Origin of the sequence: Streptomyces sp. NPDC046712 (assembly GCF_040645695.1) — a bacterium.
Lineage (GTDB): Bacteria > Actinomycetota > Actinomycetes > Streptomycetales > Streptomycetaceae > Streptomyces.
In genome coordinates, this window is the sequence record NZ_JBEYYW010000016.1 from 34592 (window position 1) to 52460 (window position 17869).

Annotated in this window: 13 protein-coding genes; 5 read left to right on the forward strand and 8 right to left on the reverse strand. The window is 71.7% G+C overall.

The features are described from left to right. Positions 1 to 15: 15 nt before the first annotated feature. The 4 genes from ABZ939_RS21240 to rpsA form a co-directional block, all read right to left on the reverse strand. Positions 16 to 384: a tetratricopeptide repeat protein gene (locus ABZ939_RS21240; protein ID WP_361857224.1), complete on the reverse strand. Its 369-nt coding sequence runs from the start codon at positions 382 to 384 to the stop codon at positions 16 to 18. A gap of 144 nt (positions 385 to 528) precedes the next feature. Further along, positions 529 to 1137 carry a dephospho-CoA kinase gene (coaE, locus tag ABZ939_RS21245; protein ID WP_361857226.1) on the reverse strand — a complete coding sequence of 203 codons (609 nt, stop codon included), beginning with the start codon at positions 1135 to 1137 and terminating at the stop codon, positions 529 to 531. Positions 1138 to 1284: 147 nt separating this feature from the next. After that, positions 1285 to 2223 (reverse strand): PAC2 family protein, encoded by a 939-nt coding sequence (locus ABZ939_RS21250; RefSeq protein ID WP_361857229.1) that lies wholly within the window; start codon positions 2221 to 2223, stop codon positions 1285 to 1287. Between the two features lie 207 nt (positions 2224 to 2430). Next, a complete protein-coding gene (gene rpsA / locus ABZ939_RS21255) occupies positions 2431 to 3933 on the reverse strand; it encodes a 30S ribosomal protein S1 (protein WP_019885395.1) in 1503 nt (500 codons plus the stop codon). A gap of 347 nt (positions 3934 to 4280) precedes the next feature. Between rpsA and ABZ939_RS21260 the strand changes: the two genes are divergently transcribed. Together ABZ939_RS21260 and hrpB are read left to right on the forward strand one after the other, a co-directional pair. Beyond that, positions 4281 to 5108: a methyltransferase domain-containing protein gene (locus tag ABZ939_RS21260; protein WP_361857232.1), complete on the forward strand. Its 828-nt coding sequence runs from the start codon at positions 4281 to 4283 to the stop codon at positions 5106 to 5108. Positions 5109 to 5260: 152 nt separating this feature from the next. Then, the gene (gene hrpB, locus ABZ939_RS21265; protein ID WP_361857235.1) at positions 5261 to 7822 is read left to right on the forward strand and encodes an ATP-dependent helicase HrpB; all 2562 of its coding nucleotides are present in this window, start codon (positions 5261 to 5263) and stop codon (positions 7820 to 7822) included. On the opposite strand, the gene ABZ939_RS21270 is transcribed toward hrpB, so the two are convergent. The 3 genes from ABZ939_RS21270 to ABZ939_RS21280 all read right to left on the reverse strand — a co-directional run bounded on the left by ABZ939_RS21270 (position 7806) and on the right by ABZ939_RS21280 (position 10818). Next, entirely contained in the window at positions 7806 to 8768 is a 963-nt protein-coding gene (locus ABZ939_RS21270) for a DUF3068 domain-containing protein (RefSeq protein ID WP_361857238.1), read from the reverse strand. The genes hrpB and ABZ939_RS21270 overlap by 17 nt on opposite strands. Before the next feature lie 13 nt (positions 8769 to 8781). Beyond that, a complete protein-coding gene (locus ABZ939_RS21275) occupies positions 8782 to 8922 on the reverse strand; it encodes an SPW_0924 family protein (protein WP_361857240.1) in 141 nt (46 codons plus the stop codon). Positions 8923 to 9087: 165 nt separating this feature from the next. Next, positions 9088 to 10818, reverse strand: coding sequence for a lytic murein transglycosylase (locus ABZ939_RS21280; protein WP_361857242.1), 1731 nt, complete (start codon positions 10816 to 10818; stop codon positions 9088 to 9090). Between the two features lie 231 nt (positions 10819 to 11049). Here ABZ939_RS21280 and ABZ939_RS21285 point away from each other — a divergent pair, with 231 nt between their 5' ends. After that, on the forward strand, positions 11050 to 11904 hold the full coding sequence (locus tag ABZ939_RS21285) for a DUF4184 family protein (protein ID WP_361857245.1): 855 nt from the start codon (positions 11050 to 11052) through the stop codon (positions 11902 to 11904). 57 nt (positions 11905 to 11961) lie between these two features. Here ABZ939_RS21285 and polA read toward each other — a convergent pair whose 3' ends face one another. Further along, positions 11962 to 14673 (reverse strand): DNA polymerase I, encoded by a 2712-nt coding sequence (gene polA, locus ABZ939_RS21290; RefSeq protein ID WP_361857248.1) that lies wholly within the window; start codon positions 14671 to 14673, stop codon positions 11962 to 11964. A gap of 123 nt (positions 14674 to 14796) precedes the next feature. On the opposite strand from polA, the gene ABZ939_RS21295 reads away from it, so the two are divergent. Together ABZ939_RS21295 and ABZ939_RS21300 are read left to right on the forward strand one after the other, a co-directional pair. Continuing rightward, positions 14797 to 17079, forward strand: a complete 2283-nt coding sequence (locus ABZ939_RS21295) for an FdhF/YdeP family oxidoreductase (protein ID WP_361857251.1) — start codon at positions 14797 to 14799, stop codon at positions 17077 to 17079. 83 nt (positions 17080 to 17162) lie between these two features. Then, positions 17163 to 17669, forward strand: coding sequence for a hotdog fold thioesterase (locus tag ABZ939_RS21300; RefSeq protein ID WP_361857254.1), 507 nt, complete (start codon positions 17163 to 17165; stop codon positions 17667 to 17669). Positions 17670 to 17869 lie beyond the last annotated feature (200 nt).

Below are 17869 nucleotides of genomic sequence, written 5' to 3' on the forward strand. Positions count from 1 at the left end.
CCCGCCGCGACCCGGTCACTCCTCGACGTCGAAGCGGGCCGCCTGGAGGTACTCCGGCTTCGGGTCCAGTGCGGCGGCGAGGCGGAAGTGCCTGGTCGCCTGGTCGGGGCGGCCGGAGCGCTGGAAGGTGCGGGCCAAGGCGAAGTGCGCGAATGCGTTGTCCGGCTCGTGGTCCACGATGTGCTGGAACTCGCGCTCCGCCGCCCGCAGTTGGGCAGCGGCGAAGTAGGCGCGGGCCCGCAGCAGGCGGGCCGCTCTGCTCTCCGGGTGGGCGGCGATGACCGAGTCGAGCAGCTTGATCGCACCCCGTGGGTCCCGGGCCTCGAGCAGTTGCTCGGCCGCACGGAAGTCGATGACGTGGGTCTCCGGGCTTGTCTCGGCCACGGTTGCGTCCTTCCCCTTGCTCCGGCGGTTCAACATCGGGAACGGCAGCGGTATTCCGTACCGGAATACGATCCGACAACCGCCGCACCCCGACATCCCTACCCAGCCGGAGGCACGACCGATCGGCCCGGGCCCGGCCGCCTCCTACCGTCCCTTGGCGGCCGCCCGCTGCGTCAGCTCCGCCCAGACCTTCCGGACCTGCGGTTCCAGTGCCTCCAGCGGCCCGTCGTTGTCGATGACGAGGTCCGCGACCGCCCGCCGCGCGTCGCGCGTGGCCTGGGCCGCCATGCGGGCCCGCGCCTCGGACTCGGCCATGCCGCGCAGCCGTACGAGCCGGTCGAGCTGGGTCTCGGGGGACGCGTCCACGACGACGACCAGGTCGTAGAGCGGAGCCAGGGCGTTCTCGGTGAGGAGGGGCACGTCGTGGACGACGACATCGTCCGGCCCCGCCGCGCTCTCCAGCTCGGCGGAGCGGGCTCCGACGAGGGGATGGACGATGGCGTTCAGGGTGGCGAGACGGTCGGCGTCGGCGAACACGATCGAACCGAGCTTCGGCCGGTCCAGAGCTCCCTCGTCGGTCAGGACCTCCGCCCCGAACGCCGCCACGACGGCCGCGAGCCCGGGCGTCCCGGGCTCGACGACCTCGCGTGCGATCTTGTCGGCGTCGATCAGCACGGCCCCGTACGAGACGAGGAGCCGCGACACTTCACTCTTGCCGGCGCCGATACCGCCGGTCAGGCCCACCTTCAGCATGAGCGGCAGCTTAGGACCCTCGCGCTTCCCGCGCCCCGCTGGGGCCGGGCGTCGCGGCATCACGCGCCGTGCGGTTGCGAGGCGGGCGCTACTTGTCTCGGCGCTACGGGCCGCGGCCTGCTTGTCTCGGCGCTACCGGTCGCGGCGCTACGCGTCGCCCTCCCGCTCGGCGAGGAAGCGCTCGAACTCGCGGCCCAGCTCGTCCGCGGACGGCAGGTCCACGGGCTCCGCGACCAGGCTGCCCCGGGTCTCGGCCCCGGCCACCGCGTCGTACTGGTGCTCAAGGCCCTGCACGAGGGCCGTCAGCTCGTCGTCGCCCTCGCCGATTTGGCGCTCGATCTCGGTCTGGGTGCGACGGGCCTCCGTACGGAGTGCGTGCGCGACGCCGGGCAGGACGAGCCCGGTGGCGGCCGTGATGGCCTCCAGAGCGGTCAGTGCGGCGTCGGGGTAGGAGGAGCGGGCCACGTAGTGCGGAACATGGGCCGCGACGCCGAGCGTGTCGTGCCCGGACTCCATGAGCCGGAACTCGACGAGCGACTCGGCGCTGCCGGGCACCTGGGCCTCGTCGAAGGGGCTGCGGTGGCCGGGCATGAGGTCCGTACGGTTGCCGTGCGGGGTGAGGCCGACGGGGCGGGTGTGCGGGACACCCATGGGGATGCCGTGGAAGTTCACGGACAGACGCACGCCGAGGCGCTCGACGATCTGGCGCACGGCGGCGGAGAAGCGCTCCCACTCGACGTCCGGCTCGGGGCCGGAGAGCAGCAGGAAGGGCGCGCCGGTGGCGTCCTGGACGAGCCGGACCTCGATGGCGGGCGTCTCGTACGCCGTCCAGCGGTCGCGCCGGAAGGTGAGCAGCGGCCGGCGGGCCCGGTAGTCGACGAGCCGGTCGTGGTCGAAGCGGGCCACCACCTGGTGCGGCAGCGTGTCGAGCAGGCGGTCGACGATCTGCTCACCGGTCTCGCCCGCGTCGATGTAGCCGTCGAAGTGGTAGAGCATGACCAGCCCGGCCGACTCCTGCGCCAGGGCCACGTCCACCACGGCCAGGCCCTTCTGGTCCCATTCGTACAAATCCTGGGGATCAAGCACGATTACCGCTCCTCCTCGCGTTCGTAGAAAGGAACGCCCTCCGGGGCACGGTCATTCCCCCGGCATCGGTTTTCGTGAACGGAGTGTCAGCGGGTGGGCACGCGCGCGTGGCGGGTGCTACGGCTCCAGGGAACGACTGAGGCCCGCTCCCCCGAAGGGGAGCGGGCCTCGATCGTTGGCTAGCTAGTGCCTAGCAGCAGAGCCGATTCAGCTCTGGCCGCCGGCCAGCTTCTCGCGCAGGGCAGCCAGGGCCTCGTCCGACGCCAGGGCGCCGGAGTTGTCGTCCGACTCCGAGGAGTAGGAGCCACCCGAGACGCCCGCCGGGGCACCGGCCGGAGCGGCGGCGCCACCCTCGGCAGCGGCGGCCTCGTCGGCCTCGCGGGACTTGATGACCTGAGCCTGGTGCTGCTCGAAGCGCTGCTGCGCCTCGGCGTACTGGGTCTCCCAGGCCTCGCGCTGGGTCTCGTAGCCCTCGAGCCAGTCGTTGGTCTCGGGGTCGAAGCCCTCGGGGTAGATGTAGTTGCCCTGGTCGTCGTAGGACGCGGCCATGCCGTACAGGGTCGGGTCGAACTCGACCGACGCCGGGTCGGCACCGAAGGACTCGTTGGCCTGCTTCAGGGACAGCGAGATCCGGCGACGCTCGAGGTCGATGTCGATGACCTTGACGAAGATCTCGTCGTTGACCTGGACGACCTGCTCCGGGATCTCCACGTGGCGCTCGGCCAGCTCGGAGATGTGGACCAGACCCTCGATGCCCTCGTCCACGCGGACGAACGCACCGAACGGAACCAGCTTGGTGACCTTGCCCGGGACGACCTGACCGATCTGGTGCGTACGGGCGAACTGCTGCCACGGGTCCTCCTGCGTCGCCTTCAGCGACAGGGAGACACGCTCGCGGTCCATGTCCACGTCGAGAACCTCGACGGTGACCTCCTGGCCGACCTCGACAACCTCGGACGGGTGGTCGATGTGCTTCCAGGACAGCTCGGAGACGTGCACGAGACCGTCGACGCCACCCAGGTCCACGAAGGCACCGAAGTTGACGATCGAGGACACGACGCCGGAGCGGACCTGACCCTTCTGGAGGGTCGTGAGGAAGGTCTGGCGAACCTCGGACTGGGTCTGCTCCAGCCAGGCACGGCGGGACAGGACCACGTTGTTGCGGTTCTTGTCCAGCTCGATGATCTTCGCCTCGAGCTCCTTGCCCACGTAGGGCTGGAGGTCGCGGACGCGGCGCATCTCGACCAGGGAGGCCGGGAGGAAGCCACGGAGGCCGATGTCGAGGATGAGACCACCCTTGACGACCTCGATGACGGTACCGGTGACGATGCCGTCCTCTTCCTTGATCTTCTCGATGGTGCCCCAGGCGCGCTCGTACTGGGCACGCTTCTTCGAGAGGATCAGGCGGCCTTCCTTGTCCTCCTTCTGGAGAACCAGGGCCTCGATCTCGTCGCCGACCTTGACGACCTCGTTCGGGTCGACGTCGTGCTTGATCGAGAGCTCGCGGCTCGGGATGACACCTTCGGTCTTGTAACCGATGTCGAGCAGGACCTCGTCCCGGTCGACCTTCACGATGACGCCGTCGACGATGTCGCCGTCGTTGAAGTACTTGATCGTCTCGTCGATCGCGGCGAGGAAGGCTTCCTCGTTACCGATGTCGTTGACCGCAACCTGCGGGGTGGTGGCGGTGGTCTCGGTGCTGCTCGTCATGTGGGAAAGGGCTCCGGTTACGGACAGAAAGTCGTAGGTACTGCTACGCCGAGAGCCCGTATCGCACCGAAGAAGCCGGACAGCCAATGAAGCGCCTTTCCCGACTGAACGGTGGGGCGCCTCGAGAACCGAGGGGACATACAACCGTGCGAGCGCGGCCTGCTCCGTCTGAGGCGCGCAGGCCCGCAGCGCAACCTTTAGCATACGGGGGCAGCCGGACAGGGTCAATGCGCGAAGCGCGCACCCGGGGCGGATCACCGCATAACCGGCACAACTCACGTCCCCCCAGGCCATCCGGCGCGGGGGCAGCGCAGTCGCGCTGAGCGCAAACTACATCGACGGGCGAGATGAACCAAGAGTACGAACAGGAAGACGGACTCGACGAAGAGCCGGAGGCGACCCGGCGTGACGCCGACGACGCGGAGAGCAGCCGGGCGAGCCGCGGATGGTGGGACCGGAACGCGGACGAGTACCAGAACGAGCACGGCGCCTTCCTCGGGGACGACCGGTTCGTATGGGGTCCGGAGGGCCTCGACGAGGCCGAGGCCGGTCTGCTCGGACCGGCGGGATCGCTGAAGGGACTGGACGTCCTGGAGATCGGCGCGGGGGCCGCGCAGTGCTCGCGCTGGCTGGCCGCGCAGGGGGCGCGCCCGGTGGCGCTCGACCTCTCGCACCGGCAGCTCCAGCACGCGCTGCGGATCGGCGAGGGCGTGCCCCTGGTCGAGGCGGACGCGGGAGCGCTGCCGTTCCTGGACGGCTCCTTCGACCTGGCGTGCTCGGCGTACGGGGCGGTGCCGTTCGTGGCGGACCCGGTGAGGGTGTTCCGGGAGGTGCGCCGGGTGCTGCGGCCCGGTGGCCGGTGGGTCTTCTCGGTCTCGCATCCGATCCGCTGGGCGTTCCCGGACGAGCCCGGCCCGGAGGGACTGTCGGTCGCGTCCTCCTATTTCGACCGCACTCCTTATGTGGAGCAGGACGAGCAGGGGCGGGCCGTCTACGTGGAGCACCACCGGACGATCGGCGACCGGGTGAGGGACGTGGTGGCCGGCGGCTTCCGGCTGGTGGATCTGGTGGAGCCGGAGTGGCCGGCCTGGAACAGCCAGGAGTGGGGCGGCTGGTCTCCGCTGCGGGGGAATCTGATCCCGGGCACGGCGATCTTCGTGTGCGAGAGGGACTGACGGCGCGAGCGGCCCGCCGGTCGAGCAGCCCGTCGGTCGAGCGGCCCATCGGTCGAGCAACCCCTCGCCCGAGCGGCCCGTTAGTCATATGAAAGGACGGGGGCTGTGGACGGCCGGGCACGCCACCGGGGACGACGTACGAAACTGAGTGCGTGATCCGACACGACGCACTCGACCGTCTCCCCGTCCGCCATGCTGTCCCCGAGCTGCTGACCGCGCTCGAGGAGCGCGGCACGGCGGTGCTGTACGCGCCTCCCGGCACCGGCAAGACGACGCTGGTGCCCCTCACGCTCGCGGGGCTCATAGGGGACGGCCCGCGGCGGCGGGTGCTGGTGGCCGAGCCGCGCCGTATGGCGGTCCGGGCGGCGGCGCGGCGGATGGCGTGGCTGCTGGGCCAGGAGGTCGGCGAGGCCGTCGGCTTCTCGGTCCGCGGCGAGCGCAGGGCCGGCCCCGCGACCCGCGTCGAGGTGGTGACCACGGGCGTGCTGCTCCAGCGGCTCCAGCGTGATCCGGAGCTGGCGGGCGTGGACGTGGTGCTGCTCGACGAGTGCCACGAGCGCCATCTGGACGCGGACACGGCGATGGCGTTCCTGGTGGACGTCCGGGCGACGCTGCGGCCGGAGCTGAAGGTGATCGCCGCCTCCGCCACCAGTGACGCCGAGGCATGGGCGCAGCTCCTCACGGTCCTGGACGGCGGTGGTCCGGCGCCGATCGTCCGGGGAAAGGGAGAGGGACACGGGTACCGCGTCCATTTCGCCGCACCGCCGGCCGGGATCCGTCCGGCGCACGGCACCTGGGTGGACCCGTCCCTGCTGCGTCATGTGGCGGCGACGGCCCGGCTGGCCTGTGAGCGCCACGAGGGCGATGTCCTCTGCTTCCTGCCCGGCACGGGAGAGATCGCCCGGACGGCGGGGATGCTGGCGGACCTCGACGCCGAGGTGCTCCAGCTGCACGGGCGGGCCCCGGCGGCGGTGCAGGACGCGGTGCTGCGTGGGGCGGAGCCAGGCGGGCGACGGAGGGTGATTCTCGCGACCTCGGTGGCGGAGTCGAGCCTCACCGTGCCGGGGGTACGCGTCGTCGTGGACTCGGGCCTGGCCCGGGAGCCGCGGATGGACCACGCCCGGGGGCTCGGGTCTCTCGCCACGGTGCCGGTGTCGATCGCGGGTGCCACGCAGCGCTCCGGGCGGTCCGGCCGGGAGGCGTTCGGCATCGTGTACCGCTGTTGGGCGGAGGCGGACGACGGGCGCCGCTCGCGCTTTCCCTCCCCCGAGATCGAGATCGCGGATCTGGCCTCGTTCGCCCTGCGGACGGCGTGCTGGGGCGATCCGACGGCGCAGGGGCTCGCCCTCCTGGACGCCCCGCCGGCCGGGGCGATGGCGGCGGCCCGCGCCGCGCTGACGGCGGCCGGAGCGGTGGACGACGAGGGCCGGGCCACGGAGCGGGGCATACGGATGTCACGGCTCGGGGTCCATCCGCGACTGGCCCGGGCGCTCCTTGACGGTGCGCCCGAGGTGGGCGTCCGGCGGGCGGCCGAGGTGGTGGCGCTGCTGAGCGAGGAGCCGCCCCGGGAGTACGGCGACGATCTGGCGGCGGCCTGGCGTGCGGCGCGGCGGGGCGGTGACGCGTACGGGGCGCGGTGGAAGGCGGAGGCCCGGCGGCTGGAGCGGTCGGCCGCCGAGGAAGCACCGGGTGGGCCGGGCCCCGGCGTCGGCGGGGCCCTGACGGGCGGCGGGGACGACGCGGTGGCCGGTCTGGTGACGGCGCTCGCGTTCCCCGAGCGGGTGGCCAGGGCCCGGGAGGGCGGTGGGTTCCTGATGGTGTCGGGGACGGGCGCCGAGTTCGCCGAGGGGTCGGGGCTGCGCAGCGCTCCGTGGGTGGCCGTGGCCGTGGCGGACCGGCCGGTGCGGAGCGCCACGGCCCGGGTGCGGCTGGCGGCCGTCGTGGACGAGGGCGTGGCGCGGGCCGCCGCCGGGCATCTGCTGGAGGCGGGCGAGGAGGTCCACTGGGAGGACGGGGACGTGGTCGCCCGGTCCGTGTCCCGACTCGGCGCCGTCGAGCTCACCGCGCGACCCCTCAGGGACGGCGCCGACCCCGCGCTCGTACGGGAGGCGCTGCTCGACGGGCTGCGGCGCGAGGGGCTCGGGCTGCTGCGGTGGAGCCGGGAGTCGGAGGAGCTGAGGCAGCGTCTCGGCTTTCTGCACCGGGTTCTGGGCGACCCGTGGCCGCAGGTGACGGAGGAGTCCCTGCTCGACCGGGCCGAGGAGTGGCTGGAGCCGGAGTTGTCCCGGGCGCGGCGACGGGCCGATCTGGGCAGGATCGACGCGGGCCAGGCGCTGCAGCGGCTGCTGCCCTGGGCGACGGGCGAGGCGGGCCGGCTCGGCGAGCTGGCGCCCGAGCGGATCGAGGTCCCGAGCGGCTCCCGGATACGGGTCGACTACGGCGGCGAACAGCCGGTCCTCGCGGTGAAGTTGCAGGAGATGTTCGGTCTGGCCGAGACGCCGGAGGTGGCGGGCACCCCGGTCGTGGTCCATCTTCTCTCCCCCGCCGGTCGCCCGGCGGCCGTCACCGCCGATCTGGCCTCGTTCTGGCGGGACGGCTACCGCTCGGTGCGGGCGGAGCTGCGCGGGCGCTATCCCAAGCACCCGTGGCCGGAGGACCCCGCCACGGCGGAGCCGACCCGGCACACCAGCGCGCGGCTCAGGAGGGAGGGGTAGCGGCAGCGGGGGCCGGGCGCCGGCCGCGGGCCTCCAGCCAGAGGGCGAGGGCGAGCAGGGCGAGGGCCAGGGTGACGAAGGTCCACGGCAGATAGGAGGTGACGAGCAGGACCATCGTCCGGTTGGTCTTGACGAGTTCGACGGTGGACCGGATGTAGTCCTCGCGCATCTTCACATGACCGGCGAAGGCGGTGACCTTCCATGCGGTCTTGTCGTTGCGGAGCTCCTCCTTGTGGATCTCCTCGCCATTGATGGGAGCGCCGGTGACGGGTTCGACCCAGAACATCCGCTTGGTGGTGTACCAGATGGACATGCCCGACTGGGCGATCATCTCGGGGGTGATGCCCTTGACGGGCATCGTCTTGGGCATGGGGACCTTGGTCCAGGGGATGGTCTGCTCGAAGTAGTAGACCTCCATCCCGCGGAAGGTACGGGTGCCCTTGTAGTGGATGGGTGCCGAGGTGCGGGACCGGGCGTCGTAGTACTGGTAGTCCCGCTTCTCGGTGAGGAAGGGCCACTTGAACTCGATGCCCTCGCGCCGGACGGCGTCGCCGTCGACCATCGAGCCGGTGGCGTTGACCGGGTCCTGGGTGTGGGCGTCGAAGATGTAGCGCTCGGGGATCTGGGAGACCATCTTGCCGTCGGGGCCGGTGATGTAGCTGAGCGCGTCCCACACGACGACGTCCCGGCCGGCGTCGCGCTCGATCCGCTTCGACTCCTCCACGTTGCCCTTGAGGGTCTGGATGATCGTGAGTTTCTCGACCTCCTTGGCCGTGAGGGTGGAGTAGTCGACGAGGGTGGCGGGCTTCGCCTCCAGCACCACCTCCTGGTACTGGTTCGGCGGGATCTTCACCACGCGGGGGAAGACGTACCACCGCAGGGTGGGCGCCATCGCGGCGAGGAAGACGGCGAAGGAGAGCAGGACGAGGCTGGCTCGGCGGCGCATGGACTGGCTCCTCCTACTTCTTGGGGCCGGGGTCGGCGGTGAGGAGGGGCTTGGGCGAGGTGGGTCCGTCGGGCGGCAGGTCGAGCACCGAGACGAGGAGGATGACGAGGAGGACTGGGACCAGCCCTATGGCGGCGGCTACGAGGGCGCGCATGGTCGGCCTCCCGGTGCTCGATCTGATGCGGCGTCAGGGCTGGGGCACCGTAGCAACGCGACCGCGAGATGAGAACACGTTGCACTCAGAACACAGAGCGCCGCCCCACCGTCCGGGCGGACGGTGGGGCGGCGGGGTCGTGCGGGATCGGCGGCCGATGCCGGGTCAGGGCGTCGGCGTGGCCTCGGTCGAGCCGCTCGGCGACGGCGTCGGGGTCGGCTCGGGGGCCGGGGCGGTGACCTTGAGTTCGATGGTCACGGTGCCGCCTCCGGGCGCGGTCAGGCGCAGCAGGAAGGTGCCGGCCTCGCCGTCCGCGTAGATGTCGGGGAGCGTGAGCAGACCGTTCGCGTCCGTCTTCAGGCCCGTGAGCGTGCGCAGCGGGTTGCCGTCGGCGTCCTTGAAGTACGGGCCCTTCGTGTTCGTCTGCGGGTCGTCCGCCGAGGTGATCATGGTGGCGGTGAGTGCGACGGAGGAGGCGGCGGCGCCGTCGAGGGTGGCCTTCACCAGGACGCGGTCGGCGAACTGCTCACCGGCGGTGGTGGTCAACTCCTCGGCGTCGCCGCGGACCAGGGTGTCGGCCTTCCGCTCGGTGACGGTCGCGGAGAACTCGACGGGTGCCAGGGTGCGGCCCACGACTGTGGCCCGGACCGTGAACGTGCCCGGCTGCTCGCCGGCCCGGACGGGCGGCGCGACGGCCTTGCCCGACGCGTCGGTGGTCACGGTCACGCTCTTGGCCACTCCGCCGAGGTTGGCGTCCGTGGAGCCGACGATCTCGAACCGCACGCCGAGCCCCGCGACCGGCTTGCCGGCCGAGTCGAGCGCGAGGACGCCCGGTCGGACGGCGAAGACGCCGCCGGCGGTGGCCGTCAGGGCGCCCGTGCCGGCGTCCTTGATCCGCGTCACCTTCGCGCTCGCCGGGGGGTCGACGGGCGGCTTGGCCGGCGTCGTGGTGCCGGGCTTGGACGGGGTCGGCCGGGGCGTGCCCGTCGAAGGGGACGGCGAGGGGGTGACCGGCGCGTTCGGCGTCTGCGTCGGCCGGGGCGTGGTGGTGCGGGGGGTGTCGCTGCGGTCCGTCGGCAACTGCCCGGTGCCGTCCGGCACCTGGTGGGTCCCGCGCTTGTAGTACTCGAACCAGGAGAGCACCGTGTGCAGGTACTCGGTCGAGCGGTTGTAGCTGAGGATCGCCCGGTCCAGGTCGGCCTTGACCGCGAGGTCGCGGTTGTTGGCGCAGAGGTAGAGACCGGCGGCCTGGGCGGCGTCGTAGATGTTGTTGGGGTCCTTGCGGCCGTCGCCGTTGGCGTCCTGACCCCAGGTCGCCCAGGTGGAGGGGATGAACTGCATCGGGCCGACCGCGCGGTCGTGCGTCGAGTCGCCGTCGAAGGCACCGTTGTCGGTGTCCGAGATGTTGGCGAAGCCGACACCGTTGAGGACCGGGCCGAGAATCGGCGAGTTCGTGGTGCCGTTGGCGTCGACACGGCCGCCGCGCGCCTGTCCCGACTCGACCTTGCCGATGCCTGCGAGCAGTTGCCACGGAAGGTTGCAGGCGGGGTCGCTGGACCGTATCGACTCCTCCGCCCGCTTGTAGGCGGCGAGCACGGAGGCGGGGATGCCCGCCTCGGCGGGACCGGTGATGACGGGCAGGTCTATGGAGGTGCCGGGCTTGTTGGGCGTGTTCAGCGGCGGCAGGTCGGTGTAGTACGGGGAATCGCCGGTCGCCGTGCCGTCGGGCGACGCCGGTGTCTCACCGGTGCCGACGGGCCGGTCGCCGCTCGCGTTGTCCGAGGGCGGTGGGGTCACGCCGGGCGCCTGCGAGGCGGCCAGCGCCGCCACCGCCGCGGCCACGACGGCACCACTGGTGGCTCCCCTGCGCAGCCGGCGGCCGAATTGCGCTGCCATACGTTCTGGTCCCTCCCCCTCGACTGCACCGCGCTCCCCGCGCGTGGACTCAGGAGACCCTATGACACCTACGGGCCCCGGCACACCGAGCCCTGACCGTGTTTCACGCTTTCGTCACCTCTTGGCCGTCCATCATCTCTTCACGATCGCTCCCGCATACTGGGCGTGATCGCCGACCGCCGGCCGAGGGGACGCCCGGTGGCCGGCACGGATCCTGAGGGGGATGTTCCGATGCCGTTCACGCTGAGTCATGCCGCCGCGGTGCTGCCGGGCATCCGCCGCGACGGCACCGCACGCGGACCGCTGGTCGCGTCCGCACTGGTGGCGGGCTCGTTCTCGCCCGACATGACCTACTTCGCGGCAACCGCGATCCCCGACGCGATGGTCTTCGGCGACGTCACGCACTCCGCACCGGGCATCGTGACGGTCGATGTGCTGATCACCGCCGCGCTGGTGGCGGTGTGGCTGATGGTGCGTGAGCCGCTGGTGGCGCTGCTGCCGGAGCGATGGCGGGGGCGGGTGTACGGGTTCGTCCGCGGCCGCTCCTGGCGGGGACGGCCGATGGTGCCGCTGGCCGCGTGGTTCCTGCTGTCGGCGGCGCTCGGCGCCACGACCCATGTGGTGTGGGACGCCTTCACCCATCTCGACCGGTGGGGGACGCGGGCGATTCCGTTCCTCGCCGAGATCGTGGCCGGCTTCCCGGTCTATCTCTATCTCCAGTACGGGGGTTCGGCCCTCGCGCTCGTCCTGCTGGTGTGGTTCACGGTACGGGCGCTGCGCGCGACCTCCGGGGACACGGCGCCGCCCCCGGCCGTACCCGTCCTCGGCCGGCGCGGGCGCCTGCTCGCGGGCGGGCTACTCGGCGTGTGCGTCCTGGCCGGAGTGGTGCACCGCTGCGTGCGCTGGTACGCGTACTGGGGCCGGATCGAGACGCCCCTGGACATCATTCCGACGGCCTGCTTCGGGGGCGGCGCGGGCCTCGCCGTCGGCCTGGTGCTGTACGGGGCGGGGATGCGGCTGCGCAGGACGCCTCCGCCGCCCCTGGCGACGGCGGAGACATCGACGCGGGCCGGCGCGAGCCGGTAGTCCGGCCGCCGACCCGCGGTCGGCCCCCACGGTCGTGACCGTGGGGGCGTGGGGATGTCAGTGCGCCGCGGACTCCCAGTCCGGGCCCACGCCGACCGAGACGTCGAGCGGGGCGCGGAGGGTGACCGCCGTGGACATCTCGCGGCGGACCAGGGACTCGACCTGCTCACGCTCGCCGGGGGCCAGCTCCAGGACGATTTCGTCGTGGACCTGCAGGAGCATCCGGGAGGCGAGACCCGCCTCCGTCAGCGCCCGGTCGACGTTGAGCATCGCGACCTTCACGATGTCCGCCGCGGTGCCCTGGATCGGGGCGTTGAGCGCCATCCGCTCGGCGGCCTCACGGCGCTGGCGGTTGTCGCTGTTCAGGTCCGGGAGGTAGCGGCGGCGGCCCAGCATCGTCTCCGTGTACCCCGTGGCGCGCGCCTCGTCGACGACCCGGCGGAGATAGTCGCGCACCCCGCCGAAGCGCTCGAAGTACGTGTCCATCAGGGCACGCGCCTCACCCGCCTCGATGTTCAGCTGCTGGGAGAGGCCGAAGGCCGAGAGCCCGTACGCCAGGCCGTACGACATGGCCTTGATCTTGCGCCGCATCTCGGCGTCGACGGCGGACCGCTCGACGCCGAAGACCTGCGAGGCGACCGTGGTGTGCAGGTCCTCTCCGGAGGTGAACGCCTCGATGAGGCCCTCGTCCTCGGACAGGTGGGCCATGACCCGCAGCTCGATCTGGCTGTAGTCCGCCGTCATCAGGGCCTCGAAGCCCTCGCCGACGACGAAGCCGTGCCGGATCGCCCGTCCCTCGTCGGTGCGCACCGGCACGTTCTGCAGGTTCGGGTCGGTGGACGAGAGCCGTCCCGTCGCGGCCACCGTCTGGCTGAAGGTGGTGTGGATGCGGCCGTCCGCGGCGATCGTCTTGATCAGACCCTCGACCGTGGAGCGCAGCCGGGCCTGCTCGCGGTGGCGGAGCATGATCACCGGCAGCTCGTGCTCGGTCTGGGCGGCCAGCCAGGCCAGCGCGTCCGCGTCCGTCGTGTACCCGGTCTTGGTCTTCTTCGTCTTCGGCAGGTTCAGCTCACCGAAGAACACCTCCTGGAGCTGCTTGGGCGAGCCGAGGTTGAACTCGTGGCCCACCGAGGCGTGCGCCTCCTTCACCGCCTGCTGCACGGCTCCGGCGAACTGCTGCTCCATGGCCTCCAGATGGGCCCGGTCGGCAGCGATGCCGTGCCGCTCGAGGCGGGCGAGGAGCACGGACGTCGGCAGCTCCACCTGGTGCAGGAGGTCGCGGGCGCCGACCTCGCCGAGCTTCTCCTCGAAGGCGGCGCCGAGGTCGAGCACCGCCCGGGCCTGGGTCATCAGGGCCTCGGCCTCGGCGGTGTCGTCGGCACCGAAGGCGAGCTGCCCGTCGGCGGCGGCCGCCGGGGCGAGCTCACGGTGGAGGTACTCGACGGAGAGCGCGTCGAGCGCGAAGGAGCGGCGGCCCGGCTTGACCAGATAGGCGGCGAGCGCGGTGTCCATGGTGACGCCGGCGACGCTCCAGCCGTGCTCGGGGAAGACCCGCATCGCGCCCTTGGCGTTGTGCAGGACCTTGGGCCGGTCCGGGTCCGCGATCCAGGCGGCGAAGGCCTGCTCGTCGGCCTCGTCGAGCTGGGTGGTGTCGAACCAGGCCGCGGCGCCTCCGGCGGCGGCCAGCGCGACCTCACTGACGCTGCCGGTGCCCAGGGCCCAGCTGTCGACCGTGGCCACGCCCAGCGGCTGGGTGCCGTGCTCGGCGAGCCAGGGCGCGAGCTCGCCGGCGCCGAGGACGGTGCCGTCCAGCTCCACGCCGGCGGCGGGGGCGGGGGCCTGCTCCTCTCCGGCGCCCGGGTCGACGGCGAGGAGCCGCTCGCGCAGCGAGGGGTTGCGGATCTCCAGGGTGTCGAGGACCAGCGCGACGGCCGTGCGGTCGTACGGCGCGCGCTCCAGGTCCTGGACGGTCCTCGGCAGCTCGACGTCCCGCACCATCTCGGTGAGGACGCGGTTGAGCTTGACCGACTCCAGGTGGTCGCGGAGGTTCTGGCCGGCCTTGCCCTTGACCTCGTCGACGCGCTCCACCAGCTCGGCGAACGAGCCGAACTGGTTGATCCACTTCGCCGCGGTCTTCTCGCCGACGCCGGGGATGCCGGGCAGGTTGTCCGACGGGTCGCCGCGCAGCGCGGCGAAGTCCGGGTACTGCTGCGGGGTGAGGCCGTACTTCTCCTCGACCTTCTCCGGCGTGAAGCGGGTCAGCTCGGAGACACCCTTGGTCGGGTACAGCACGGTCACGTGGTCGGTGATCAGCTGGAAGGAGTCGCGGTCGCCGGTGACGATCAGGACCTCGAAGCCCTCGGCCTCGGCCTGGGTGGCGAGCGTGGCGATGACGTCGTCGGCCTCGAAGCCGTCGATCGCGAACCGCTGCGCGTGCATCGCGTCCAGCAGCTCGCCGATCAGCTCCACCTGCCCCTTGAACTCGTCCGGGGTCTTGGAGCGGTTCGCCTTGTACTCGGGGAACTCCTCGGAGCGCCAGGTCTTGCGGGACACGTCGAACGCGACGGCGAAGTGCGTGGGCGCCTCGTCGCGGAGCGTGTTCGCCAGCATCGACGCGAAGCCGTAGATGGCGTTGGTCGGCTGACCGGTCGCGGTCGTGAAGTTCTCCGCGGGCAGCGCGAAGAACGCCCGGTACGCCAGTGAGTGCCCGTCCATGAGGAGCAGGCGCGGACGGTTGTCTTGGGTCTTCTTCGATGCTGTCTCAGCCACGGGGACGATCCTGCCACGGACCACTGACATTCCCTCCCACGGAGACCGACGGGACGGACTGTCCGTGACGCGTGACAGGATCGGAGGTGTACGACACACGATGACCGCTCAAGGGAGAGCGCGATGGTCAGCAAGCCCCCCGCAGGCGACCCGGTCCAGGACGCACCGCAGGTCGCGCCGCCCCAGCACGCCGCCGCCGGGCTCCCCGCCGTCGCGCACACCCTCAAGATCGCCCAGGCGCAGATGGGCGTGCGGCGCACCGCGCAGACCCTGCTCAAGGTCAATCAGAAAGACGGCTTCGACTGCCCGGGCTGTGCCTGGCCGGAGGCCGACAAGCGGCATGTGGCGGAGTTCTGCGAGAACGGGGCGAAGGCGGTCGCCGAGGAGGCGACGCTGCGCCGGGTGACGCCCGACTTCTTCGCCGCCCACCCGGTGGCGGACCTGGCGACCCGCAGCGGGTACTGGCTGGGACAGCAGGGCCGCATCACGCAGCCGATGTATCTGCCCGAAGGCGCGGAGCGGTACGAGGCGGTGACCTGGGAGCGGGCGTTCTCGATCATCGCCGAGGAGCTGACCGCCCTCTCCTCCCCCGACGAGGCGCTCTTCTACACCTCGGGGCGGACGAGCAACGAGGCCGCGTTCCTGCTCCAGCTCTTCGCCCGCGAGTTCGGCACGAACAACCTGCCGGACTGCTCCAACATGTGCCACGAGTCGTCCGGTTCGGCGCTCAACGAGACCATCGGGATCGGCAAGGGCAGCGTCTCCCTGGACGATCTTCACCAGGCGGACCTGATCGTCGTCGCGGGCCAGAACCCGGGGACGAACCACCCCCGGATGCTCTCCGCCCTGGAGAAGGCCAAGACCGCGGGCGCGAAGATCATCTCGGTGAACCCACTGCCGGAGGCCGGCCTGGAGCGGTTCAAGAACCCGCAGACCCCGCAGGGCATGCTCAGGGGCGCCGCGCTCAACGACCTCTTCCTCCAGATCCGCATCGGCGGCGACCAGGCGCTCTTCCGCCTCCTCAACAAGCTGGTCCTCGAGACGGACGGAGCGGTCGACGAGGAGTTCGTACGGGAGCACACGCACGGGTACGAGGAGTTCGCCGCGGCCGCCCGCGCGGCGGACTGGGACGAGACCCTCGCGGCGACCGGGCTGACCCGCGCCGAGATCGAGCGCGCCCTGGAGATGGTCCTCGCCTCCGAGCGGACCATCGTCTGCTGGGCGATGGGCCTCACCCAGCACAAGCACTCCGTGCCGACCATCCGCGAAGTGGTCAACTTCCTTCTCCTGCGCGGCAACATCGGCCGGCCGGGCGCGGGTGTCTGCCCGGTCCGCGGCCACTCGAACGTGCAGGGCGACCGCACCATGGGCATCTTCGAGCGGCCCGCGCCCGCCTTCCTGGACGCCCTGGACAAGGAGTTCGGGATCGTCTCGCCGCGCCACCACGGCTTCGACGTGGTGCGGTCGATCCAGGCGCTGCGCGACGGAGAGGCGAAGGTCTTCTTCGCCATGGGCGGCAACTTCGTCGGGGCCACCCCGGACACGGAGGTCACCGAGGCCGCGATGCGCCGGGCCCGGCTGACGGTCCACGTGTCGACGAAGCTGAACCGCTCGCACGCGGTCACCGGCACGCGTGCGCTGATCCTCCCGACGCTCGGCCGCACCGACAAGGACGTGCAGGCGAGCGGCAAGCAGTTCGTGACGGTCGAGGACTCCATGAGCCTCGTGCACGCCTCGCGCGGCAATCTGCCGCCCGCGAGCCCGCATCTGCTCTCCGAGCCGGCGATCGTGGCCCGGATGGCGCGGGCCGTGCTCGGTGCCGCCTCCGCCACCCCGTGGGAGGAGTTCGAGAAGGACTACGCCACGATCCGTGACCGCATCGCGCGCGTGGTGCCCGGCTTCGAGAACTTCAACGCCCGTCTCGCCGCGGACCCGGGCGGCTTCGCGCTCCCGCACGCCCCGCGCGACGAGCGCCGCTTCCCCACCGCGACGGGCAAGGCCAACTTCACCGCCGCGCCCGTCGAGTACCCGACGGTGCCGGAGGGCCGGCTGCTGCTGCAGACCCTGCGCTCGCACGACCAGTACAACACCACGATCTACGGCCTCGACGACCGCTACCGCGGCATCAAGGGAGGCCGCCGGGTCGTCCTGGTCAATCCGGAGGACGCGGCGGCCCTCGGGCTCGCCGACGGGTCGTACACGGATCTGGTCAGCGAGTGGAAGGACGGCAGCGAGCGGCGGGCGCCCGGCTTCCGGGTGGTGCACTATCCGACGGCCCGGGGCTGCGCGGCGGCGTACTACCCGGAGACGAACGTCCTGGTGCCCCTGGAGTCCACGGCGGACGTCAGCAACACCCCCGCCAGCAAGTCCGTCATCGTGCGTCTGGAACAATCGCAGTCCGCCTAAGCGTTTGCTCAGGCGGATCAGAGCACAGTGGATCACCGAATCACTGGATCAGCAGCCGTACGAAGACGAACGGAGCCGGGCCGATGGGCGAGCAGCAGCACGTGAAGTTCCCGCAGGAGGTCATCGACGAGTACGCCTCGCTCGGTGTCGATCTTCCCGCCCTCTTCTCGGCCGGGCATCTCGGCAACCGCATGGGCGTGCAGATCGTCGAGGCCTCGGCGGAGAAGGTCGTCGGCACGATGCCGGTGGAGGGCAACACCCAGCCGTACGGTCTGCTGCACGGCGGCGCCTCCGCGGTCCTCGCCGAGACCCTCGGCTCGATCGGCTCGATGCTGCACGGCGGAGTCTCCAAGATCGCGGTCGGCGTGGACCTGAACTGCACCCACCACCGCGGGGCCCGCAGCGGCCTGGTGACGGGCGTCGCGACGCCCGTCCACCGTGGACGCTCCACGGCGACGTACGACATCGTGATCACCGACGAGCAGGGCAAGCGAGTCTGCTCGGCGCGGCTGACCTGCATGCTCCGAGAGATCACGGCCAAGGACGCGGGGAACCTCCCGGACGCCGGCGTGGCCGGCGGCGCGGCCTGATCGCAGGCGGCTCCACCCCATCACCACATCCGGCCCGGGACGGCGATCCGTCCCGGGCCGCGCCGTGCCGTGACATACACAGAGTCACCATCGGCGCCCCAGGCGGCGGGCCCCCACACCGGGGTCCGGAGCCCGGGGGCGGGCGTCGATACCGGCACGAATCCCCCCGCTCGGCCCCCGCCTCGGGCCCAGGCGTCAAA

Coding starts and splice junctions, on each gene's coding strand:
- coaE (WP_361857226.1), bottom strand. CDS start 1,137: ATGCTGAAGGTGGGCCTGACCGGCGGTATCGGCGCCGGCAAGAGTGAA.
- rpsA (WP_019885395.1), bottom strand. CDS start 3,933: ATGACGAGCAGCACCGAGACCACCGCCACCACCCCGCAGGTTGCGGTC.
- ABZ939_RS21260 (WP_361857232.1), top strand. CDS start 4,281: ATGAACCAAGAGTACGAACAGGAAGACGGACTCGACGAAGAGCCGGAG.
- ABZ939_RS21270 (WP_361857238.1), bottom strand. CDS start 8,768: ATGCGCCGCCGAGCCAGCCTCGTCCTGCTCTCCTTCGCCGTCTTCCTC.
- ABZ939_RS21275 (WP_361857240.1), bottom strand. CDS start 8,922: ATGCGCGCCCTCGTAGCCGCCGCCATAGGGCTGGTCCCAGTCCTCCTC.
- ABZ939_RS21280 (WP_361857242.1), bottom strand. CDS start 10,818: ATGGCAGCGCAATTCGGCCGCCGGCTGCGCAGGGGAGCCACCAGTGGT.
- ABZ939_RS21285 (WP_361857245.1), top strand. CDS start 11,050: ATGCCGTTCACGCTGAGTCATGCCGCCGCGGTGCTGCCGGGCATCCGC.
- ABZ939_RS21295 (WP_361857251.1), top strand. CDS start 14,797: ATGGTCAGCAAGCCCCCCGCAGGCGACCCGGTCCAGGACGCACCGCAG.
- ABZ939_RS21300 (WP_361857254.1), top strand. CDS start 17,163: ATGGGCGAGCAGCAGCACGTGAAGTTCCCGCAGGAGGTCATCGACGAG.